The organism is Paenibacillus senegalimassiliensis (genome assembly GCF_001486585.1).
Classification (GTDB): Bacteria; Bacillota; Bacilli; order Paenibacillales; family Paenibacillaceae; genus Fontibacillus; species Fontibacillus senegalimassiliensis.
Genome location: NZ_LN909046.1, coordinates 1,375,356 through 1,399,025, shown reverse-complemented (window position 1 = coordinate 1,399,025; position 23,670 = coordinate 1,375,356). Strand labels below are relative to the sequence as shown.

General features: G+C 49.6%; 20 protein-coding genes. All 20 read left to right on the top strand.

Features of this window, described 5'->3' with window-relative positions; genetic code table 11:
• Positions 1–90 precede the first annotated feature (90 nt).
• Positions 91–4,410 carry a PolC-type DNA polymerase III gene (locus BN3279_RS20465; protein WP_059053481.1) on the top strand — a complete coding sequence of 1,440 codons (4,320 nt, stop codon included), beginning with the start codon at positions 91–93 and terminating at the stop codon, positions 4,408–4,410.
• A 614-nt stretch (positions 4,411–5,024) separates the two neighbouring features.
• A complete protein-coding gene (gene rimP, locus BN3279_RS20460) occupies positions 5,025–5,486 on the top strand; it encodes a ribosome maturation factor RimP (RefSeq protein WP_059053478.1) in 462 nt (153 codons plus the stop codon).
• 172 nt (positions 5,487–5,658) lie between these two features.
• Positions 5,659–6,756 (top strand): transcription termination factor NusA, encoded by a 1,098-nt coding sequence (gene nusA, locus BN3279_RS20455; RefSeq protein ID WP_059053476.1) that lies wholly within the window; start codon positions 5,659–5,661, stop codon positions 6,754–6,756.
• A gap of 14 nt (positions 6,757–6,770) precedes the next feature.
• Entirely contained in the window at positions 6,771–7,085 is a 315-nt protein-coding gene (gene rnpM, locus BN3279_RS20450) for an RNase P modulator RnpM (RefSeq protein WP_059053474.1), read from the top strand.
• Positions 7,078–7,404, top strand: coding sequence for a L7Ae/L30e/S12e/Gadd45 family ribosomal protein (locus tag BN3279_RS20445; RefSeq protein ID WP_059053472.1), 327 nt, complete (start codon positions 7,078–7,080; stop codon positions 7,402–7,404). Before rnpM ends, BN3279_RS20445 begins: the two co-directional genes overlap by 8 nt.
• Positions 7,397–10,012 (top strand): translation initiation factor IF-2, encoded by a 2,616-nt coding sequence (gene infB / locus BN3279_RS20440; protein WP_059053470.1) that lies wholly within the window; start codon positions 7,397–7,399, stop codon positions 10,010–10,012. The genes BN3279_RS20445 and infB overlap by 8 nt, the downstream gene beginning before the upstream one ends.
• Positions 10,013–10,027: 15 nt before the next feature.
• On the top strand, positions 10,028–10,375 hold the full coding sequence (gene rbfA / locus BN3279_RS20435; RefSeq protein WP_059053468.1) for a 30S ribosome-binding factor RbfA: 348 nt from the start codon (positions 10,028–10,030) through the stop codon (positions 10,373–10,375).
• Between the two features lie 18 nt (positions 10,376–10,393).
• Positions 10,394–11,371: a DHH family phosphoesterase gene (locus tag BN3279_RS20430; RefSeq protein ID WP_059053466.1), complete on the top strand. Its 978-nt coding sequence runs from the start codon at positions 10,394–10,396 to the stop codon at positions 11,369–11,371.
• On the top strand, positions 11,368–12,285 hold the full coding sequence (gene truB / locus BN3279_RS20425) for a tRNA pseudouridine(55) synthase TruB (RefSeq protein WP_059053464.1): 918 nt from the start codon (positions 11,368–11,370) through the stop codon (positions 12,283–12,285). Before BN3279_RS20430 ends, truB begins: the two co-directional genes overlap by 4 nt.
• A gap of 320 nt (positions 12,286–12,605) precedes the next feature.
• On the top strand, positions 12,606–13,553 hold the full coding sequence (locus tag BN3279_RS20420; RefSeq protein WP_059053462.1) for a bifunctional riboflavin kinase/FAD synthetase: 948 nt from the start codon (positions 12,606–12,608) through the stop codon (positions 13,551–13,553).
• Between the two features lie 153 nt (positions 13,554–13,706).
• Positions 13,707–13,976 (top strand): 30S ribosomal protein S15, encoded by a 270-nt coding sequence (rpsO, locus tag BN3279_RS20415; protein ID WP_059053460.1) that lies wholly within the window; start codon positions 13,707–13,709, stop codon positions 13,974–13,976.
• Positions 13,977–14,190: 214 nt separating this feature from the next.
• Positions 14,191–16,293, top strand: coding sequence for a polyribonucleotide nucleotidyltransferase (gene pnp / locus BN3279_RS20410; protein ID WP_059053458.1), 2,103 nt, complete (start codon positions 14,191–14,193; stop codon positions 16,291–16,293).
• 198 nt (positions 16,294–16,491) lie between these two features.
• Positions 16,492–17,529: a polysaccharide deacetylase family protein gene (locus tag BN3279_RS20405; RefSeq protein ID WP_059053456.1), complete on the top strand. Its 1,038-nt coding sequence runs from the start codon at positions 16,492–16,494 to the stop codon at positions 17,527–17,529.
• 101 nt (positions 17,530–17,630) lie between these two features.
• Positions 17,631–18,884, top strand: coding sequence for a M16 family metallopeptidase (locus tag BN3279_RS20400; RefSeq protein ID WP_059053454.1), 1,254 nt, complete (start codon positions 17,631–17,633; stop codon positions 18,882–18,884).
• Positions 18,874–19,323 (top strand): dUTP diphosphatase, encoded by a 450-nt coding sequence (gene dut, locus BN3279_RS20395; RefSeq protein ID WP_089153493.1) that lies wholly within the window; start codon positions 18,874–18,876, stop codon positions 19,321–19,323. Before BN3279_RS20400 ends, dut begins: the two co-directional genes overlap by 11 nt.
• Before the next feature lie 138 nt (positions 19,324–19,461).
• A complete protein-coding gene (gene dpsA / locus BN3279_RS20390) occupies positions 19,462–20,361 on the top strand; it encodes a dipicolinate synthase subunit DpsA (RefSeq protein WP_059053451.1) in 900 nt (299 codons plus the stop codon).
• Entirely contained in the window at positions 20,358–20,951 is a 594-nt protein-coding gene (locus BN3279_RS20385) for a dipicolinate synthase subunit B (protein ID WP_059053449.1), read from the top strand. The genes dpsA and BN3279_RS20385 overlap by 4 nt, the downstream gene beginning before the upstream one ends.
• A complete protein-coding gene (locus tag BN3279_RS24085) occupies positions 20,944–21,198 on the top strand; it encodes a hypothetical protein (RefSeq protein WP_187377825.1) in 255 nt (84 codons plus the stop codon). The genes BN3279_RS20385 and BN3279_RS24085 overlap by 8 nt, the downstream gene beginning before the upstream one ends.
• 55 nt (positions 21,199–21,253) lie before the next feature.
• A complete protein-coding gene (gene dapG / locus BN3279_RS20380) occupies positions 21,254–22,474 on the top strand; it encodes an aspartate kinase (protein ID WP_059053447.1) in 1,221 nt (406 codons plus the stop codon).
• A 64-nt stretch (positions 22,475–22,538) separates the two neighbouring features.
• Positions 22,539–23,402 carry a 4-hydroxy-tetrahydrodipicolinate synthase gene (dapA, locus tag BN3279_RS20375; protein ID WP_187377824.1) on the top strand — a complete coding sequence of 288 codons (864 nt, stop codon included), beginning with the start codon at positions 22,539–22,541 and terminating at the stop codon, positions 23,400–23,402.
• Positions 23,403–23,670 lie beyond the last annotated feature (268 nt).

Genomic DNA, 23,670 nt, shown 5'->3' with positions numbered 1-23,670 from the left:
GATTTTAGCGCCTGCTGGCCACTGCCGGAAGCCTCTTTCTGTTGTAGGTTTGGAACTATAACACCAGCAAGCAAGACGGAGGGAGAGAATATGACCGGGATACAGGAGAAGAGGAATCGGCTCGAGCTGTTGATGAAGCAGGCGGAAGTGCCGGAGCCGCTCATCGATCCCTATTTTCTCGATGGACATATTGAGAAGGTAGAGGTGAGCCGGAGCAATCGGGAATGGAAGATTACGATTGCCAAGGATACACTGGTGCCGTCTGAAATTTATAGTACTTATTGCCTTAGAATCAAGGAGCGGATGGAGCATATCGCCGCAATATCCTTTGAATTTAAATATGGTCCTGACTTGTCTGCCAAAGAGATTGTCAGCGAGTATTGGGGATTGTTCATTGAGTGGGTGAAGCGCCAAATTCCGTCCGTTAACGGGTGGATGGCACGTGCCAGCTTTGAGGTAGAGCAAGACTTGATAACCATTACGCTTGGTGATGCTACAGCTTTGGAATTAGCGGGCAAGAAGCATATTGATAAAGCGGCTGCCACATTTTACGAGACTTACTTTGCACTGGCTTTACGCGTGAAGATGCAGGTAGGAGAGAATCAGAATGAGGCGGTTGAGGAATTTCAGCAGCGCATCGTTGAAGAGAATCGTGAAGTCATTCAGCAGATGATGGAGAGTGCGGCGGCTGAAGCCCCTCCTGAAGAAATGGTTGATGGGGAAGTTATCAAGCTGCAGCTTGGATACGACATCAAGGAACAGCCCGTCCCTATTCAGCAGATACAGGATGAAGAGAAGAAGATTACGATTCAAGGTACTGTCTTTGGCTTGGACCGCAAGGAGCTTCGCAACGGGAACACGTTGTTTATGTTCTATCTAACGGATTTCTCGGATTCCTTGCAAATGAAGCTGTTTGCCAAGAACAAAGATGATTTGAAGGTGATGGGTCAACTCGCCAATGGGAAATGGATCAAAGCCCGCGGCAAGGTGGAGATGGACCGTTTTATGACGGTTCCTGAATTAGTGATGATTCCGTCTGATCTTTGTGAGATCGGCGCACCACCGGGACGTAAGGACAATGCTCCTGAGAAACGCGTGGAATTCCACTTGCACACGACCATGAGCACGATGGATGCGGTTGCGCCGATTGGTGATTATGTGAAGCTGGCTGCCAAGTGGGGACATAAGGCCATAGCTGTTACGGATCATGGCGGGGTTCAATGTTATCCTGATGCGGCCAAGGCGGCCAAGAAGAACGGTATTAAAATGATCTATGGTGTTGAGGCGAACGTTGTCAACGATAACGTGGCCGTAGTATTGAACGCCCGAGGTGACAATTTAAAGGCCGCGACCTATATCGTATTCGATATTGAAACCACCGGCCTATCTGTCACTCAGAACAAGATCATAGAAATTGCCGCGGTGAAGATGGAAGAGGGCAAAGAAATCGACCGTTATGCAACCTTCGTCAACCCGCATGTTCGTATCCCCTATAATATTCAGCAATTGACGAACATCAACGATGAAATGGTCAAGGATGCTCCTGACGTAGATGAGGTACTCAAACAATTTGTGCAGTTTGCTGGAGATGCGGTGCTGGTAGCCCATAATGCTCGTTTTGACGTCGATTTTGTCAATGCCAAGCTGAAGGAACTGGGCTTGCCAGAGATGACTAACCCGGTGCTGGATACGTTGGAACTCGCACGGATGCTGTTCCCGACAATGAAAAATCACAGGCTTAATACACTGGCAGCTAAATATAAGGTCTCATTGGAGAATCATCACCGGGCTATCGATGATACCCTTGCCCTTGGCGAGATTCTGAATGGGCTGCTTGAAGATGCCAACAAGATGGAAGGGTACACCACTCTGGATCGCCTGAATGATAAGGTGGGTAAGGATTTATCCAACTCGCGTCCGTTCCATTGCGGTATCTATGCCTTAAATGCTATCGGTAAGAAGAACCTGTTCAAGCTGGTCTCCATGTCGCATACGGAGTACTTCAAGCGTGTACCGTGCATTCCCAAGTCCAAGCTGGTAGAGATGCGCGAAGGCTTGCTGATCATGTCAGGCTGTGAGAAGGGCGAATTCTTCGAGGCCGTGCTGAACAAATCGGTAGAGGAAGCTGAAGCTATAGCCGAATTCTATGATATTTTGGAAGTTCAGCCATTGACGATGTATATGCATTTGGTTGAAAAAGGGTTGGTTGGCAGCAAGGATGAGCTCCAGACGGCTGTTCGCAAGGTGGTGGAGATTGGCATGAGGCTGGGTAAGCCTGTGGTGGCTACCGGCAATGTGCATTATCTCGAACCGAAGGACAAGCTGTTCCGCGATATTACGATTCACGGAATTACCGGCTTTAGCCCGCTTAAAGATATCCGCAAACCCGATGCTCATCTCCGAACGACAGAGGAGATGCTGGAGGAATTTGCTTTTCTGGGTCAAGACAAGGCGCAGGAAGTAGTGGTGAGAAATACGGTGGCTCTGGCAGAGCAGTTCGAGGAACTGGAGTTGTTCCCTGATAAGCTGTTCACCCCAATTATTGACGGGGCGGATGAAGAAATTCGGGAGACCTGTTATAATACCGCAAAATCCATTTACGGCGACGAATTGCCGGATGTCATCATCAAGCGCTTGGAGAAGGAACTAGAGCCTATTATTAAATACGGGTTCTCGGCGAACTATCTGATATCGGAAAGATTGGTGAAGAAGTCCAACCAGGATGGTTATCTCGTTGGTTCACGGGGTTCAGTTGGTTCTTCTGTCGTTGCGTTGTTCCTCGGGATATCCGAGGTAAATCCGCTACCTGCCCATTACATTTGCCAGAATTCTGAATGTCGGCATAGCGAATGGTTCCTGGACGGTAGTGTGCCGAGTGGCTTTGACTTGCCTGATAAGGATTGTCCGCATTGCGGTAGCAAGTTGAAGGGTGAAGGCCAGGATATTCCTTTTGAAACTTTCCTGGGCTTTAAGGGAGACAAGGTGCCTGATATCGACTTGAACTTCTCGGGGGAATATCAACCGGTAGCGCACAATTATACGAAGGTATTGTTCGGAGAGAAAAATGTATTCCGGGCAGGTACGATTGGTACCGTTGCGGAGAAGACCGCCTTTGGCTTTGCCAAGAAATACGAGGAAGATCACAGCAAACAATGGCGCGGAGCCGAATTGAATCGTTTGGCGGGGGGCTGTACCGGAGTCAAGCGCAGCACAGGACAGCATCCGGGCGGGATTGTGGTTGTGCCGGATTACATTGAAGTAGAGGATATTACTCCTGTACAATTTCCAGCGGATGATACAAGTTCAGAGTGGAAAACCACGCACTTTGATTACCATGCCTTCGACGCAAATTTGCTAAAGCTGGATATTCTGGGGCACGATGACCCGACGATGATGCGGATGTTGCAGGATTTGACCGGAATTGATCCAATAAGCATTCCGATGAATGATCAGAAGGTCATGAGCATGTTCAACTCGACAGAAGCCCTTGAAGTACAGCCACAGCAAATTCGCACGCCGGTAGCTACCTATGGTGTTCCGGAAATGGGGACCAAATTTGTGCGTCAGATGTTAGTGGAGTCGCAGCCTTCCTCATTTGCCGATTTGTTGCAAATATCTGGTCTGTCACACGGAACCGGCGTATGGTTAGGTAATGCCCAGGATCTGATCAAGAACGGGACCTGCAACATCAAGACGGTAATCGGCTGTCGTGATGATATTATGTTGTTTCTCATTTACAAAGCCGGGATGGATGCGGGTCTGGCCTTTAAGATTACGGAGAGCGTCCGTAAGGGCAAGGGACTTACGCCTGAATGGATCGATGAGATGAAGAAGTGCAAGGTTCCGCAATGGTATATCGATTCATGCTTGAAGATTCAATACATGTTCCCGAAAGCCCATGCTGCGGCCTATGTTATCTCTGCTGTACGGACTGCGTACTTCAAACTTTATTATCCCATTGAGTATTATGCGACTTATTTCTCTGTACGTGGTGAGGACTTCGATATCGAGTTGTTCTGTCAAGGGTATGAAGCCATCTATCGCAAGATAGAGGAAATTGAGCAGAAGGGCTTCCAAGCGCTACCTAAGGAAAAGAGTATGCTCTCCATCTTGGAGATGGCGCTTGAAATGACGGCGCGTGGTTTCCGCTTCAAGCCGATTGATCTGTACCGGTCCGACGCCACCAAGTTCGCAGTGGACGGGGATTCACTGATTCCTCCATTCTCGGCATTGGCCGGGATTGGCGAGAACGCAGCCAAGAATATTGCCGCAGCGAAGGATCAAGGGGAGTTCTTGTCCATCGAGGATTTCCAGCAAAAATCGAAGGCAAGTAAGACGATTATAGAGTTGCTTAACAACATGGGCTGCTTCCGCGGCCTGCCTGAAAGCAATCAACTGTCATTATTCTAAGATAAACGTATACATGGTAAGGATGGTCGAGTGTTGAACAATATCGCTAAGGTTCTTTGCTGGCACAACCTGATGTTTGGTTGAGAAGCCTGAGGGTATTTGCTCAATTAACTGGAAATCCTCCAACTAATAGTCATTGCTGCCGCTATTATCAACAACTAGCTGGAAATTCTCCATATAATTTTGGCCAAAACACTGAAAATGGACCTGAACCACGGATTTATAGGGAAGTTTTCCAGCTAAATAGTGAAATTTAGTCCATTTAGGCAAATTAGCAGGAGAATTTCCTATTAGTGTACTTGGCATCATGCGGGAACTGAGAACAGTAGGCATCAAGAGTTGGATGAGTAGCGGAGCGTAGACAGATCTACGTGAGCAACGGAAGGACCCGCTGAATTCAAGATTCGCCGTCGAACAAGCTTCTTGTATAGGCCACGTGATCCGAAGATGATTTTTTGAACAACCACTAGTAAAGGTGTTTTACTTGTCACTATTCCCGGACTATGTTATAATTTTTTTGGCAATCATGAAGATAGAACCGTTGTTTAAAGAGTGGGGAAACCCACTCTTTACTCTTTGGTATACAGGAATGAACCTATGGAGGTAATGTACGCTTGAGCACACCAAAGATCAAAGCGACCGTGGAGGAAATGGTCACGCCTTATTTGGAGGAAAACGGCTTTGAACTGGTTGACGTGGAATACGTCAAAGAGGGGAGCAATTGGTTCCTGCGCGTATTTGTGGATAAGACAGGCGGCATTGACATTGATGACTGCGGCCGAATCAGCGAATATCTGAGTGAGCGTCTTGACAAGAACGATCCGATTCCTTCGGCTTATTTTCTGGAGGTATCATCGCCTGGTGCAGAACGCCCGCTTAAGAAAGCCGAGGATGTATTGGGGGCAGTTGGTAAAGACGTGTTTATTACTACATACGAACCGGTAGACGGCCTGAAAGAATTTGAAGGCCGACTTCTTTCCTTTACCGACGACGAGTTGGTCGTTGAAGCGGGGAAGAAGAGTCACGCCATTCCATATAGCAAAGTTGCCAGCGCCAGATTAGCCATCATTTTTTGATATGAGTCGGGCCTTTTTGGGAGCTTTCGCCTGCGGACTATTCTTATATCTTCTGGATTGGCCGCGGCGGGCGCGGCTTTACTTATGCAAAGAAATATGCATCTGCAACGTTTAATTGTATGTGATTATGTGTGACCTACAGGGGACTATTGAAAGGGGGAACTCGAGGCAAATGAGTATGGATTTTATCGAAGCCTTGAATGAATTAGAACGGGAAAAAGGGATCAGTAAAGACATCTTATTCGAGGCGATTGAAGCTGCGCTGATCTCCAGCTATAAACGTAACTTTAATACAGCGCAAAACGTACGGGTCGATATGAACCGCCATACTGGAGCGATCAAGGTATTTGCCCGCAAGCTTGTGGTTGAGGAGGTACTCGATCCGCGCACGGAAATTTCGTTGCCAGCGGCCCGGGAGCTGAATGCCAACTATCACCTTGACGACATTACCGAAATCGAGGTGACACCTCGTGACTTTGGGCGAATTGCGGCGCAAACGGCCAAGCAGGTCGTGACGCAGCGCATTCGTGAAGCGGAGCGCGGTCTGATCTACAATGCTTTTGTGGAGAAAGAAGACGATATCGTTACGGGGATCGTGCAACGTCAGGATCTGCGCAACATTTACGTCGATCTTGGCAAGATCGAGGCGCATCTTCCACTGAACGAGCTGATGCCGAACGAAAAGTTCAAGCACGGAGATCGTATTAAAGCCTACATTACGAAGGTGGAGAATACGACAAAAGGGCCGCAAATCTTGCTGTCCCGTACACATCCGGGCTTGCTGAAGCGCTTGTTCGAGTTGGAGGTCCCAGAAATATTTGATGGCGTGGTGGAAATTCGTTCCGTGGCCCGTGAGGCTGGCTTCCGCTCCAAAATTGCCGTATATTCTCGCAACAATGAAGTAGATCCGGTAGGTTCGTGCGTAGGCCCCAAAGGGACTCGCGTTCAAACCATCGTAAACGAATTGCGTGGGGAGAAGATTGATATCGTGCGCTACTCTGAAGAGGTGGAGGAGTACGTAGCCAACGCGCTCAGCCCTTCCAAGGTGCTGGAGGTGCAAGTGTTCGAAGCAGAGAAGATGGCACGTGTCATTGTGCCGGATTATCAGCTTTCACTGGCCATCGGCATTAAGGGACAAAATGCACGTCTTGCAGCCAAATTGACCAGTTGGAAAATCGATATCAAGAGTGAAAGCCAAGCGGAAGAGGAATTCGGAAGAGAAAAGACCGAACAAAGCGAATTGCCTCAGGATTCCATCTCCGTAGATTAACGGGAGGTGGCGTGATGAAGACAAGAAAAGTACCGTTACGCAAATGCGTAGCCTGTCAGGAAATGATGCCCAAGAAAGCATTAATCCGCGTCGTGCGTACTCCGGAAGGGGAAGTGTCGATCGACCTGACGGGAAAGAAGTCGGGTCGTGGCGCTTATCTGTGCGGCAAAGAGGCCTGCTTCAAGCTGGCGCAGAAGAATCGCGCGCTGGATCGTGCACTCAAGGCGCCGGTAGGGGCTGAGGTATACGAGCAGTTAGCCCGCGACTTCCTGGCCGTAGAGGACCAATTCAACGCCGCTGGGGCGCAGGAAGAGCAAGAAGATGAATAGGCAGCCTTTATCGGGGCTTGGCTTGGCCATGCGGGCTGGGAAGCTGGTAACCGGTGATGAAATCGTAACGAAGGCGATTCGTTCCGGCGAGGCCAAGCTCGTCATTGTAGCGAAGGATGCATCAGACAATACTCAGAAGAAGTTTCGCGACAAATGCGGAACCTACAAAATCCCCTTGATGGTCGGATTTGACCGCGAGCGGCTCGGAAACAGTGTAGGGAAGCCGGAAAGGGTTGTCATGGCCCTCATCGATCAAGGGTTTGCCGATATGATTCGTAAAGCGATCGTGAAAACGTCGGAGGTGGAGTATATTGAGTAAACAAGAAAAACAAGATAAGCTCAGAGTGTACGAATATGCCAAGTCGCTCAACATGAGCAGCAAGGAAATCATCACCATTCTTAAACGCCTGGATATCCCGGTGAACAACCACATGAGTGTCATGGAGAATAACGCCGTGACCCGTGTGGAACAATTCTTCAAGGATATCAAGAGCAATGCGGCAGCGAAACGCGAGAACTCGGTGCGTTCGGAGGCTACTGCCAAATCGCCGGCTTCGGCTTCCGCAGGAGGAAGCCAGACACCGAAAACTTCAACCCAAGGTAACCCTAGTTCTGCAAGAAACCAAAATCAACAGGAAAAGCAGGTAAGCATGAATAATAGACCAAATACAACTCAAAATGTAACTAACGGCAGCACGACTGTCCAGGAAAGACAAAGTCGTCCAACCAGCAATCAGCAAGGAAGTCGCCCACAGGGGCAACAAGGCGGCGCAAACCGTGGGCCTCAAGGCAACAACCGGAGTCAGGGGCAAGGAGGCGCACCGCGCCAAGGCCAGAGCTCAGGAGCACCACGTCAGGGGCAAAGTCAAGGCGGAGGCGCACCACGCCAAGGTCAATCACAAGGTCAAGGTCAAAGTGGTGGCAACCGTAGTGGGCAGCCGCAAAACCGCAGCTTTACTCCAAGTAATAACAGCGGTGGAAGCAACAACAACCGTAGCCAAGGCCAAGGTCAGGGTCAAGGTCAAGGCGCGAGAAAAGGAAACAATAGCGGCGGTCGTAACCAAAGAGGTTTTGATGATCGTGGCGGCAACTACAGAAACAATCGCGGTGGTAAAGGTGGCCGTGGTGGTAGAGGCGGCAATCAGCAACCACCACGTGAGAAGATTGATAATACGCCGAAGAAAATCATTGTACGCGGTACAATGACCGTTGGCGAAACTGCTAAGCTTCTCCACAAGGATGCTTCAGAAGTCATCAAGAAGCTGATTACGCTTGGAGTGATGGCAACCATTAACCAGGAGCTGGATATCGATACGATTCTGCTGCTGGCAGGGGACTTCGGAGTCGAGGTTGAAGTGAAGATTCCGGTGGAGGAAGATCGCTTCGAGACACTTGAAGAGGTTGATGAAGCAGCAGACCTTAAGGAACGTCCGCCGGTTGTGACGATTATGGGTCACGTTGACCACGGGAAAACAACACTTCTGGATGCCATTCGCTCGACAAATGTGAGCAGTGGTGAAGCCGGGGGGATTACCCAGCATATCGGTGCTTATCAGGTGGAGATCAATAGCAAGAAAATTACGTTCCTGGATACCCCGGGTCACGAAGCCTTTACGGCTATGCGTGCTCGCGGAGCACAGATGACGGATATCACCATTATCGTGGTAGCTGCTGATGATGGCGTTATGCCACAGACCGTTGAGGCCGTTAACCATGCCAAGGCGGCAGGCTTGCCAATTATCGTAGCAGTGAACAAAGTTGACAAGCCGGACGCAAATCCGGATAAAGTAAAACAAGAACTGACCGAGTACGGACTTGTGCCGGAAGAATGGGGCGGGGATACGATCTTTGTTAACGTTTCGGCGAAGCAAAAGATCGGTCTGGAAGGTTTGCTTGAAATGATTCTGCTCGTTGCTGAAGTCAATGAGTACAAGGCTAATCCGAACAAACGTGCTCGCGGAGCCGTCATTGAGGCCGAGCTCGACAAGAGCCGTGGACCTGTAGTACGCATGCTGATTCAGCATGGTACACTCAAAGTCGGGGATGCCTTTGTGGCAGGTAACTGCTTCGGACGCGTTCGTGCGATGGTCAATGACCGTGGGCGTCGTCTGAAAGAAGCAGGGCCTTCCACTCCAGTGGAAATTACCGGTCTGACCGAGGTTCCTCAAGCGGGTGATCCGCTTATGGTATTCGAGGATGAGCGTAAAGCCCGCTCCATTGCCGAGAAGCGCGCAAGCGATCAACGTCAATCGGATTTGGGTGTGAATACGCGGGTTACGCTGGATGACTTGTTCCGTCACATCAAGGAAGGCGAGATCAAAGACCTGAACGTCATCATCAAAGCCGACGTACAAGGCTCTGTTGAAGCCCTCAAAGGCTCGCTGGAGAAGATCGAAGTTGAAGGTGTACGCGTGAAGATCATCCATAGTGGTGCCGGAGCTATTACAGAATCCGATATCATCTTGGCGGCGGCTTCCAATGCGATTGTCATCGGCTTTAACGTTCGTCCGGATAGCCAGACGAAGGCTACTGCTGAACAAGAGAAGGTAGATATTCGTCTTCACCGGGTAATCTATAACGCGATTGAAGAGATTGAACAAGCAATGAAGGGTATGCTTGATCCGGTCTTCAAGGAAGTGGTTATCGGTCATGCAGAAGTGCGCAATACGTTCAAGATCAGTAAGGTGGGCACGATCGCAGGTTGTATGGTAACCTCGGGTAAAATCGCCCGTTCTGCGGAAATGCGTTTGATCCGCGACGGAATTGTCATATTTGAAGGTAAAATCGATTCCTTGAAACGGTTCAAGGACGACGCCAAGGAAGTTGCACAAGGTTACGAATGCGGAATTACCTTGGACAATTATAATGACCTTAAAGAAGGCGACGTCATCGAAGCGTTCATCATGGAAACGGTGCAGCCGAAGTAAGGTAGGTGTGAAGAAATGGCCAAAAATCGTACCGGCCGCGTAGGCGAACAGATCAAGAAAGAACTCAGTTTGCTCATTCAAAGTGAACTCAAGGACCCGCGCATCGGCTTTGTCACTGTGACCGGCGTCGATGTCACCAACGATCTTTCGCAGGCCAAAGTGTACCTCAGTGTATTCGGCGACGATGAGAAGAAAAATGAGTCGTTGAAGGGAATTGAAAAAGCAACCGGCTTTCTGCGTACGGAGCTTGGCAAGCGAATTCGGCTTCGCCATACTCCGGAGCTGATCTTCAAGATTGATGAATCGATTGCTTACGGAAGCCGAATTGAGAAGTTACTGGGCGATATCACGCACGATAAATGAATGTAAAAGGAGACGGCAATGCAGACCATGAATCGGGAGCTGCATCAGAGTAAACAATTTCTGATGGAGCATGACCACTTTCTCGTAGTGTCGCATGTACAGCCGGACGGAGACGCAGTCAGTTCCACCCTAGCGGTGGGCTGGCTTCTGTCATGTCTGGGTAAAAATTACGTTATGGTCAACGAAGGACCTATTCCGAAACGGATGGGTTACTTGTGGCAGGCGGATCAGATCCATGATCTTTCGGTAAACCCGCTGGATCGGAAATTCGAGCATGTCATTTGCGTGGATTGTGCTGATTTCAAGCGGGTTGGAAAGACCAAAGACTGGTTCGAAGAAGGGGCGAAACTGCTGAATATTGATCACCACCCGACGAATGATGCCTTTGGTACAGTCAATTTGGTGGTGCCTGATGCTGCGGCCACTGCTGAAATTTTATATGATTTTGTGACTTATATGGGGCTTGAGTTGAATAAGGAAGTGGCAACAGCCCTTTATACCGGGCTTCTGACCGATACTGGCGGATTCCGCTATTCAAGCACATCCCCGAAGGTTATGGAGATTGCATCCAGACTGTTGGAATACGGTGTAGACGGACCGGCTTTGTCCGAGCTCTTGCTTGAACAGATGACGCTGCCACAGTTGCGCTTACTAACGAGGGCTTTGAACGGCTTGCAGCTGAGTGAGGATGGACTTATTGCCTGGGTATCGGTGTCCGATGAGGACCTGCAGGCTACGGGTGCCAGCCATGAGGATATGGAGGGTATTGTGAACTATCCTCGCAATATTCAGGGGGTGGAGACAGGCTTGTTGTTCAAGGTAATTGATGAACAAGCGGTCAAGGTGAGTATGCGCTCGGCAGGTAAAGTGGATGTGGCTCTGGTGGCGAAGCATTTTGGCGGCGGGGGACATGTCCGGGCTGCAGGTGCACGCATTGAGGGTACGCTGGACACCATTGTTCCTCAAGTTCTGGAGCAGGTGAGGCTACAACTATGACATCGTATGAGGGGATATTGCCTATTTATAAGCCGACAGGCTTCACTTCGCATGATGTGGTTGCCAAATGTAGAGGCATTCTGCGAATGAAGCGTATCGGGCACACCGGTACGCTGGACCCTGCGGTAACGGGCGTGTTGCCCCTATGCCTGGGACGAGCCACACGAATGGTTGAGTATCTTCAGGAGCTTCCGAAGGAATATGAAGCTACCCTGGTGCTCGGAGTAGCCACCGATACAGAGGATATGACAGGGAATGTGGTAGAACAAGCCGATCATATTACTGTGGCTGAAACTCAGGTACGAGAGGTGCTCAGTCGCTTTGTCGGAACGATTTCGCAAATTCCGCCGATGTACTCCGCTTTGAAACAGGATGGGAAACGTCTCTATGAATTGGCTCGCGAGGGCAAAGTGGTGGAGCGACAACCTCGTGAGGTGACTATACATGAACTGGAACTGTTATCGTTCCAAACCGAGGGACCCCATCCGCAAATCTCTTTCCGTGTTCTCTGCTCGAAAGGGACTTATATACGTACCTTATGCGTGGATATCGGCCAAGCTTTGGGCGTGCCTGCTGCAATGAGTCAGCTTGTACGTACGATGTCTGCTGGATTTACTGGAGAGAAATGCTTGACGTTGGAGCAGGTGGCGAGCCATGTTGCCGCTGGAACATTACAGGATTACATACTTCCAGTCGATTATGGCGCAAGGAATCTTCCGGCTCACACGGTAGCTGCGGAGAAGGTAGCTGCTGCTTTGCAAGGCCAGCGCCTGTCCTCAGCCGTAGTTGAGCCAGCTGTTTCTCGTGGAGAGACGATCCGCCTTTATGATCCGGAGCAGCGGTTTTTAGGTATTTTTCGAGCCGAGGAAGACACCGGGGCTATTAGAGCGGTCAAAGTCTTCTTGCCTGAATAGGCCATAATTGCGAGTTCAAAAAGTCGGGTTTACAGGACCAAAGCCTATGCTTCCGATGTGCGTTTTTTCAAAACGCTTAAGTTGGATGAAGCTAGGGATTGAGTAGCGGAGCTACACGTTTTCGGAGAAAACGACTTCGGAAGCATGGGTACGTGAGCAACTGAAATGTTTCTGAAGGAAACATACTACGGAAGCATATGCTAGGCCCGGCTGAATTCAAGATTCGAAGCCCGAATTTACTTCTCGAACAGCTTCGTTCTGGGAAGACGACCTCTAAATAAGTTAGATGCTAATCCGTGGGAAGTGGCAGGTGAAATGATATGCAAACGATCAGATTGGCTTATCCGTTAACTGAACAATTTATAGAGCAACATTCCCGGCCGCAGGTGCTGGCTATCGGACAGTTCGATGGTCTGCACTTGGGACATGCGAGTGTTATAGAATCCGCCATAAAGCTGGCAACAGAGCTTGGCTTGCCCGCTTCTGTGATGACGTTCCATCCGCATCCGAAAGAAGTGATGAAGAAGGGGGATTACGACGGATACTTGACACCGCCCGGGGAGAAAGAACGAATTCTGCGGGAAATGGGTGTGGAGTATGTATACATTGTCGATTTTGACGACGCCTTTTCCCAAGTCAGCCCTAAAGATTTTGTGACGGGTATTCTTGTCCCGCTTCAAGTGCATACCGCTGTTGTCGGCTTCGACTTCCATTATGGTTATCGTGGTGAAGGAGATGCCGGGATGCTTCGCGAACTGAGCGGGAACGCTCTGGATGTCCACACAGTTCCGCCTTTTCTGATTGATGGGGAGAAGGTAAGCAGCTCTGGAATTCGCAAAGCGTTGCAAGAAGGGCAAATGGAGCAAGCCAATCGCTGGTTTGGCCGCCCTTATTCATTGAAGGGGACCGTCATGCACGGAGAGAAGCGCGGACGCCAGCTCGGCTTCCCAACAGCAAATCTCAAGCTATCAGAGCATTATGTAGTGCCTGCTAGCGGAGTTTATGCCGTGCGGGCGACTCATGGGCAAGACAGCTATGGTGGGGTTATGAACGTAGGAGTCAAGCCGACGTTTCATGAGGATGGTAAGGTCTTCTGGCTGGAAGCGCATTTGTTTGACTTTTCGGGAGATTTGTACGATCAGTCTCTATCCGTTGAACTGGTTAGTTATATTCGTCCAGAGCGTAAATTTAATTCGCTGGACGAATTGGTTGCCCAAATTACTCATGATGCAGCTTGCGCAAAGCAACTTCTAAGTGTATTGCCGTAACGGCATTTACTTTTGCCTGGAGGCTATGGTATACTATGTAACGTTGTTATGAGGAATTTATTTCTTGCTGGCAACAGGAACCTTGGCTTGGTCGTACGGTTTCACCGCCGGCAACGAGGCCAATGGCGATTTGATATGAAGGAGGTGAACAGGATGGCATTGACTCAAGAACGTAAACAACAACTGATCCAAGAGCACAAGACTCATGAATCCGATACCGGATCTCCAGAGGTGCAAATTGCTATCCTTACGGAGAACATCGTGAATTTGACGGACCACTTGCGTACGCACAAGAAGGACCATCATTCCCGTCGCGGTCTTCTGAAAATGGTTGGTCAACGTCGTAAATTGTTGGCTTACTTGAAGAACAATGACGTAAGACGTTACTCCGCTTTGATCGAGAAGCTTGGATTGCGTCGTTAATATGCAATGTTTGATCAAAGCAGCCTAGTTGCATGGCGGACGCTGGCATAGCGTACGCCATGCGGCCAGGTTGTTTTTTACAAATGAGACTTTATTATAACTACTAGAACGAGTGGCTCCGTCAGGAGCTTTTGTTACGAATGGGGTTATCTCCCGTAAAGCAGGAAATAATGAACCCAGTACCGAACTTTTATTCAAGATAAGGAGGGATTTCATGGAGAATCAAGTGAAAATGCAATTAGGGGGAAGAACCCTAGTGCTGGAAACCGGCCGTTTGGCCAAGCAGGCAAATGCAGCGGTCATGGTTCGGTATGGTGATACTGCAGTATTGTGTACCGTTACAGCATCTTCAGAACCAAAGGATCTGGACTTTTTTCCACTGACGGTTAACTATGAAGAGAAATTGTATGCCGTGGGCAAAATTCCAGGTGGATTTATCAAGCGTGAAGGACGTCCCAGCGAAAAGGCAATTCTGGCGAGCCGTTTGACAGACCGTCCGATTCGTCCGTTGTTCCCGGAAGGATTCCGTAATGATGTGCAAATCGTTAATTTGGTCATGAGTGTGGACCAGGATTGTGAGCCGGAAATTGCGGCTATGATCGGGACTTCAGCCGCGCTTAGCATCTCTGATGTTCCGTTTAATGGGCCGATTGGTGGTGTTGCTGTTGGACGTGTGAACGGCCAATTTGTAATTAATCCGGATATTGCTCAGCAGGAAGCCAGTGACATCTATGTTGTTGTTGCCGGAACCAAGGAAGCCATTATGATGGTGGAAGCAGAAGCCAATGAAGTACCGGAGGATGTGATGCTCGAAGCGATCATGTTTGGTCATGACGAGATCAAGAACATCGTAGCGGTTATCGAAGAGTTGGTGAAGGTGGCCGGTAAAGAGAAAATGCAAGTGAAGCTGCATGCCGTGAATGCGGATGTGAATGCGGCAGTTCGTGCATTTGCTCAAGAGAAGCTGGTCGAAGCGGTCAAGATTGCCGAGAAGCATGCACGTCAGGACGCCATTGATGCCATCAATGAAGCAACGGTGGTTCACTTCGAGGAGCAATACATAGAGACACCTGAGTTGCTTGGTGATGTCAAAGAGGTATTGCATGATATCGTGAAGGAAGAAGTCCGTCGTCTGATTACTCATGACAAGGTTCGTCCCGATGGACGCAAGCTGGATGAGATTCGTCCGATCGAATGTGATACCAGTCTATTGCCACGTACGCATGGGTCGGGCTTGTTCACACGTGGACAAACACAGGCGCTTAGCATCTGTACATTAGGCGCGCTGGGTGATGTGCAAATTCTGGACGGTATCGACTTGGAAGAGTCGAAGCGCTTCATGCATCATTATAACTTCCCTCCATTTAGCGTAGGTGAAGCGCGTCCGCTTCGTGCACCAGGCCGTCGTGAAATTGGACATGGTGCCTTGGGTGAACGGGCATTGTCCAAGGTAATCCCGTCGGAGACGGAATTCCCGTATACGATTCGTCTCGTATCCGAAGTGCTTGAATCCAACGGTTCTACTTCGCAGGCCAGCATCTGTGCCAGTACCTTGGCGATGATGGATGCAGGTGTGCCAATCAAAGCACCTGTAGCTGGTGTGGCGATGGGCTTGATCAAGGATGGAGAACATGTATCTATTTTGACGGATATTCAAGGGATGGAAGATCATCTTGGCGATATGGACTTCAAAGTGGCTGGTACAAGCGAGGGCGTAACCGCCATCCAAATGGACATCAAGATTGACGGCATTGACCGGCAAATCCTGACGGATGCATTGTCACAAGCTAAGGAAGGCCGGATGTTTATCTTGTCCAAGATGACAGAACGGATTCAGAAGCCAAAAGAGCAATTGTCTCAATATGCACCGAAGATCGTTATTATCCAGATCAATCCGGACAAGATTCGCGATGTCATCGGAGCTGGCGGTAAAATCATCAACAAAATCATCGAGGAAACCGGCGTGAAGATCGATATCGAGCAAGATGGACGCGTATTTATCGCATCGACTAGCCAAGAGATGAACAGCAAAGCCCAGTCGATTATTGAGGGCATTGTTAAGGAAGTTGTCGTTGGTGAAATCTATGTTGGTACGGTTAAGCGGATCGAGAAATTCGGTGCGTTTGTTGAAATCTTGCCAGGTAAGGACGGGCTGGTGCATATCTCGCAATTGTCTACAGAACGTGTAGGCAAAGTAGAGGATGTAGTCGCTATCGGAGATACCGTAACCGTGAAGGTGACCGAGATTGACCAACAAGGCCGCGTTAACCTTTCGCGCAAGGCTGTATTGACTGCGGAAACGGAAAAGTCTTCTTAATAAGAGGAAGTTCAAAAGTAACTTTTGATCACACTTTATTGGAGACTGCGGGAAAAGAGACAGAATATTTATTCTGGCTCTTTTTTAATGCTGTTTTTCCTGAATGTCGTGGGCTAAGACTTGCCTGGTTGTTGCATAATCCCGAGCTTGTCAACATAAGATGGGGACAACAACCATAGGAAAGGGATGGGCCTTTGCATGGATCGGAACAAGTTTGCCATTATTGCAATATGTATTGCCTTAGTCATGATATTGGGGCAGTTTGCGGGAGTCCGCGCGTTCGTGGAGCGTGGGAATAATACGGAAGTTGATAGTTTTGCTTTTCGATTGCTGACTGGCCTTATTGATGGGGAAGACAGCAAGGTTACGCAGGTTACAGGCGACGGTCGCGATACGTTATCTAGGGAGGAAATCCTGCTTCGCGAAATTCGTCAGGCTGCTATTCAGCGCCGAGTAGAGCCGGTGGATGCCGTGGTAGACCGGGTATGGAAGGCGATTCCCGGATATAACGGTCAGGAAGTTGATATTGAGCGGACTTACGAGCAGGCGAAGCGCTTGCCCAAGGATACGCCAATTCCGTACGTGTATAAGGAAATTACCCCCAAGGTAATGCTGGATGATTTGGGTCCTCAGCCGATTTATCGAGGCAATCCGAATAAACCGATGGTCGCTCTGATGATCAATGTGGCTTGGGGCAATGAATTCTTGGTGCCGATGCTGGATACGTTGGACGAGATGGGGGCCAAGGCAACCTTCTTCCTGGATGGAAGCTGGTTGAACAAAAATGAACAACTGGCCCTGGAAATCAAAAAACGCGGGCATCAGATTGAAAACCATGCCTATTCGCACCCGAATATGAGCCAATTGGAGTCTACACGGGCGCGCCTGGAAATTACAAAGACCAAGAATCTGCTTCAGGAGCGGCTTGGTGTAGAGAATCGTTGGTTTGCGCCACCCTCGGGAGATTTTAATCAGCAGACGGTCAAGCTTGCTGCTGAGGAAGGGTTGAAGACGGTCCTCTGGACGGTAGATACGGTAGATTGGAAGAAGCCACCGGCCTCAGCTATCGTCTCTAAAATCGATAGCAAGATTGCCGCTGGCTCCTTGGTGTTGATGCATCCAACTGCTTCAAGCCGGGATGCGCTAAAGGATATGGTCAAGGTGATACGTAGCAAGGGTTTGACCCTTGGAACGGTGGAGCAAACGCTCTCTTCAGACCGGGTAGAGCAACCGTAAAGTTGAGCTTGCTCGCTTTTTTTGATAGGATAGGAATGCATTTATGATGCTTTTTTGGAAACGGGTTTTGCGGGTTGCAAAACTTTGAAGGAGGGCCTTAGATGGATAAGCTACAATTAAAAAACGGCCTTCGGGTGGTGATGGAGCGCATACCGACCAGCCGATCGGTATCGTTTGGCATTTGGGTGAAGACCGGCTCGCGTAACGAGGTACCTGAACAAGGCGGAATATCCCACTTTATCGAGCACATGTTGTTCAAAGGAACGCAGCGGTTTGGCGCCAAAGATATCGCTGAGCAATTTGATGCGATTGGCGGGAATGTCAACGCGTTCACTTCCAAGGAATATACATGTTATTTTGCGAAGGTACTGGATGAGCACTTGCCGATTGCGGTAGATGTGTTGTCTGATATGTTCTTCCGTTCCTTGCTTGATGAGGAAGAATTGCGTAAAGAGAAGAACGTAATCGTCGAGGAGATTTCAATGTATGAAGATACCCCGGACGATATCGTGCATGATATGGTTTCTCAGGCGGCTTATGGTGAACATCCGCTAGCTTTGCCGATCCTTGGAACCGAGGAGAAGCTTCGGACGATGAGTTCTGAGCATCTGCGAAAATATATGCAGGAGCATTATACAATTGAGAACACGGTCATCAGTGTGGCTGGCAATATCGATGATGGAGTTATAGAGCTCCTTGAGAAATACTTCGGGGATTTCTCCAATCGGGGAGAGGCCGCGGTATCTAGTGCTCCAGCCTTCCTGGGAGGTTTGGAGTATCGGCGCAAGAAGACGGAGCAGAATCATATTTGCCTGTCGTTCCCGGGTCTGCGAATCGGTGATGACAAGCAATATGCGATGGCTTTGCTGAATAATGCCATTGGTGGCGGGATGAGTTCCCGGTTGTTCCAGGAAATCCGTGAGAAGCGTGGACTTGCTTATTCGGTCTATTCGTATCACAGCTCTCATGCCGATAGCGGATTGTTTACGGTATATGCCGGTACTGCACCACGCCAGACCAAAGAAGTGCTCGATTTGACCAAGGAGATATTGGCCGATGTGTCTAAGAACGGAATGACGGACAAGGAATTGATTAAAGGGAAAGAGCAACTGAAAGGCAGCTTGATTCTCAGTCTGGAAAGCACGGGAAGCCGAATGAACCGACTGGGCAAAAATGAGCTGATGTTAGGGCGCCATTATACATTAGATGAGATGATTGCTCGCATTGAGGCAGTAACTATGGATGATGTCAATGCGGTGTTGAAGGGAATGTTCCAACAGCCGTTTTCATTAGCTATGGTAGGCACGTCCGATCGGGTGATATCCGGAATAAGGAGAGATGAACTTGTCATTTGAAGTACAAATCCATCGTCTAGCAGGAAACGAAGATATTGAATTGCCACGTAAAATGTCAGAGCTGGCCTCGGGCTTTGACTTGTATGCCGCCGTCAGTGAGGAATTGACGCTGGCGCCGGGACAACGCTTGCTCGTACCGACCGGGATTGCTATTGCTATGCCCGGGGGCTTGGAAGCACAAATCCGTCCACGCAGTGGGCTGGCTTACAAGCATGGGATTACCTGCCTAAATTCGCCAGGAACGATCGATGCGGATTATCGCGGCGAAATCAAGGTGTTGCTGGCAAATCTCGGCCAGGAGGCTTTTGTCATTCGCCGTAATGAACGCATAGCCCAAATGGTCTTTCAAATTGTGCCTGAAGTAGAACTTATCCAGGTGGACGAGTTGTCTGAGACTATCCGCGGAGCGGGTGGCTTCGGACATACGGGAACGAAATAGGAATAGCAGGTCCCAATAGAAAACCTTCAATGACCGCCTTGAGCGGATATCATTGAAGGTTTTTTGCGTTTCACCACATTTCGGCTGGCGGCATAAGATGGTTTATACTGTGTTGCTTGGAAGGAGTGCCATCTGCGAATGCTGACCGGAATATCGATTGTATTCCTTGGTGGAGACGCCCGTCAGGTAGAAGTCATTAATAAATGCGTGGAACTGGATGCTGGAGTATCGGTCGTTGGCTTCGACCGGCTGAACCCTCCGCTTACGGGAGTATCTCAGGAGAAGATAAACCCTGCTTTGCTGGCTAACGCTGATGTAATCATACTTCCAGTAACCGGTTGTGATGATCAAGGCGCCATTCCGGCACCGTTCTCGGCAGAACAGCTTGTCATTGAGCAGGAGTGGTTCTCGTCTATTCGGCAAGGCACCTTGGTGTATACAGGCATTGCCAAGAAGCTGCTCAAGCAAATGGGAACAGAGCATGGTTTCCGTATTATTGAGTTGCTGGAACGTGATGATATCGCTATTTACAATTCTATTCCTACGGCCGAAGGCGCTGTAATGATGGCGATTCAGAATACGGATATCACGATTCATGGCTCGACATGCATCGTGCTGGGTATGGGACGAACCGGATTTACCCTGGCCAGCACATTGCAAGGGTTGGGAGCAACGGTGAAGGTTGGAGTGCGGCGGGAGGACGATGTGGCAAGGGCTGTGCAAATGGGCTGGAAGCCTTTTGCAACAAGGGATTTGGCTGCGAATATCGGGGAAGTTGACTTGATTTTTAATACAATTCCGACTATGATAGTCACAGCGCAAATCATCTCGAAATTGCCCCGTAGAACAGTTGTCATTGATCTGGCTTCCGCTCCCGGAGGAACGGACTTCCGCTTCGCGGAGAAGCGGGGGATCAAGGCAATTTTGGCTCCCGGCATCCCCGGAATCGTTGCTCCCAAAACGGCTGGAATCATTATGGCCAATACGACGTGTCAGTCGATTTTGGAAGAGTATCATTTACGGGGGGATGAAGAGTGAATTGGCAAGGGAAAACGGTAGGATACGCCATTACGGGCTCGCATTGCACGTTCGCCGAGGTTATGCCGCAGGTTCAGCGCTTTGTGGACGGAGGCGCGAAGGTGGTGCCGATCATATCCCATACGGTGCTGATGACAGACACCCGTTTTGGTAAATCGGAAGATTGGCGGAAACAGTTGAAAGATATTACCGGGAATGATATCATTTCTTCAATTGTGGAGGCTGAGCCGCTTGGTCCAAGCAAATTGCTTGATGTCTTGGTTATTGCTCCCTGCACAGGGACTTCAACAAGCAAGCTGGCGAATGCCGTAACGGACAGTCCTGTATTGATGGCGGCGAAGGCGCAATTGCGAAATGGACGGCCGCTAGTTATTGCAGTGTCCACCAACGACGGTTTAGGATTTAATCTGGCGAATATCGCCAAGCTAATTGTAGCGAAGAATGTGTACTTCGTGCCGTTTGGTCAAGATAATCCTACAGCCAAACCTAACTCGCTGGTAGCGGACATGAGTTTGGTGCCGGAGGCTTGCTATGCGGCGCTGGAAGGCAAACAGCTTCAACCTTTAATTATTGAACGCTTTCATGCTTGAATTTCGTCGCATTCATCATACAGTGGTGTTTCGGAAGAGAAACTACGCACCGGATGAGCAACAGAACATGAATATCGCGGGGGAAGCCCTGCGATTCCGAATCAGTGTACTTGGAACAGGTGGAACGTGCCCTGTAGATTGCTCTGGGGGCGCAGCTCGGAATGCTGTAGGATTGCGGAGAGATCAGAAAGCCAGGGGACCAGGGGGAACGGTACAATTGATTCCATCTGGTGCCCCTGGCATTTGAACAAACGGAATGAAGTCATCGCTTTACTCCGCATTTATTAACTGGAGGAATACCCATGCGCATTTTGGTGCAAAAATTTGGCGGCACGTCTCTATCTACGCAAGCAGCCAGGGAACATGTCGTTTCACACATTCGCCGGGAGCTGAACAATGGTTTCCGGCTCGTCGTAGTGGTGTCGGCCATGGGACGTAAGGGTGATCCTTATGCCACGGATACGTTGCTTGGATTGGTAGCCGAAGGGGGCGGGAGCTTGCCGCCTCGGGAGCAGGACATGTTGATGGCCTGCGGAGAGATTATATCGGCATCCAAGCTTTGCAGCCTATTGACAGAACGGGAGATTTCATCAGTCGTTCTGACTGGAGCACAAGCAGGCTTCCGCACGGACGGTCAATATGGCAATGCAAGAATTCTAGATATTGTCCCAACCAGAGTGCTTGAAGAAATGAAGCATAAGGACGTCGTCATCGTAACAGGCTTCCAAGGACAGAACCAGAGCGGAGACTTTACGACGCTTGGACGCGGGGGCAGCGATACGTCAGCAACGGCGCTTGGGGCCGCTCTGCATGCCGAGATGGTGGATATTTATACGGATGTGAACGGCATTTTAACGGCAGACCCGAGAATCGTGGAGGATGCCAAGCCGCTAGAGTATGTCAGTTATGCAGAGATATGCAATATGGCGCATCAAGGTGCCAAGGTCATTCATCCGCGTGCGGTCGAGATTGCCATGCAGGCGGGCATTCCGGTGCGCGTACGCTCCACGTTTTCGCAGGGAGAGGGAACCTTGGTGGCTAACCCGGAAGGCTTTCGGGATGTGCAAATGGGTGTGGTTGACCGCTACGTGACAGGCATTGCTTATGTGGCTAACATTACGCAGATTCGCGTCGAGTCTGCGGATACGGGAGTCCATCATCTGCAACTTCAGGTCTTTAAAGCGATGGCGGAAAACGCGATCAGCGTCGATTTTATTAATGTGACCCCGTCGGGGGTCGTTTATACTGTTTTTGACAAGGATGCGGACAAGGCACTGGCGGTACTCAAAGCCTTGAAGCTATCACCGCAAATATGTTCGGGCTGTGCCAAGGTATCTGTGATTGGCGGGGGCATCAACGGGGTTCCAGGCATCATGGCCAATATTGTTGAGGCTTTAACGGATCAAGGCATTCAGATTCTGCAGTCAGCGGACTCCAACACCACCATTTGGGTGCTTGTGCATAAGGATGACATGGTTGATTCCTTACGAGCCTTGCATGCCAAGTTCGAACTCGCACGGTAATAAAACAACAGGGATTATGAAATGAACATAAATCGCACAGCGGGAGATGGGAGGAGGGAATGGCGTGATTGATTTTGGACGAATGATTACAGCCATGGTAACGCCTTTTGATGAGCAAGGAAAGATAGATTGGGACCAAGCGGCAAGCTTAATTGACTACTTGGTGGAGGAGCAGAACTCGGATAGTCTTGTGGTCTGTGGTACGACGGGGGAATCACCAACTCTGACGGACGAGGAGAAGCTGGAGTTGTTCGCTTTCGCCGTGAAGCATGCGGCAGGGCGTTGCAAGATCATTGCCGGTACAGGCAGCAATAATACGGCTCATTCCATTCATTTAACCAAGCAAGCTGAAGAGCAAGGGGCTGATGGCATATTGCTGGTCGCTCCTTATTACAACAAGCCAAATCAGGAAGGGCTTTACCAGCATTTCAAGGCGATAGCAGAGGCGACAACGCTCCCGGTGATGTTATATAATGTGCCAAGCCGTACGGCTGTCAGTCTGACCGCAGAAACGACGTTGCGTCTGGCTCAAATCACTAATATCGTAGCTACTAAGGAATGTGCCTCACTGGACCAAGTGGCGTCTGTGGTCGCGGCAGCTCCTTCTCATTTCAGAGTGTATTCTGGCGATGATTCTTGTGCATTGCCGGCCATTTCCGTAGGGGCTTACGGAATTGTCAGTGTAGCCAGCCATATTGCTGGCCGTTCCATTCAAGACATGATCCATTGTTACCTGGAGGGTAAAGTGGAGGAGGCGGGCAAGCTGCACCGTAAGTTGCTTCCGTTATTCAAGGGGCTGTTCGAGTGTCCAAATCCGGTAGCGGTCAAATATGCATTAAACGAGATGGGCCATCCGGTGGGCTCGGTGCGGTTACCACTGGTACCGCCAAATGAGCAGGAAGCGTCTCGCATTCGCGGCTTATTATAAAGTGAGCAAACTCCACAACCAAATCTGTGCTGTACTTCCAGAAACCGATGTCTTCTTAGAAGGCATCGGTTTTTTTCATGTTGAGCAAGGTAATGTTAAAGAGAGGTAAACCTATCTGACTTGTGTTTTGCCAAAATAATCATGTATAATGGTGTCAAGTGACTGGGTGCGGTGAATTTTTATGAAGATAATGACTTTGAGACTCGGCAAGACCGTCCATATATTCGAGGCGGTTGTTTATTCCTGCGAATATGTTGTCGCCATGCAG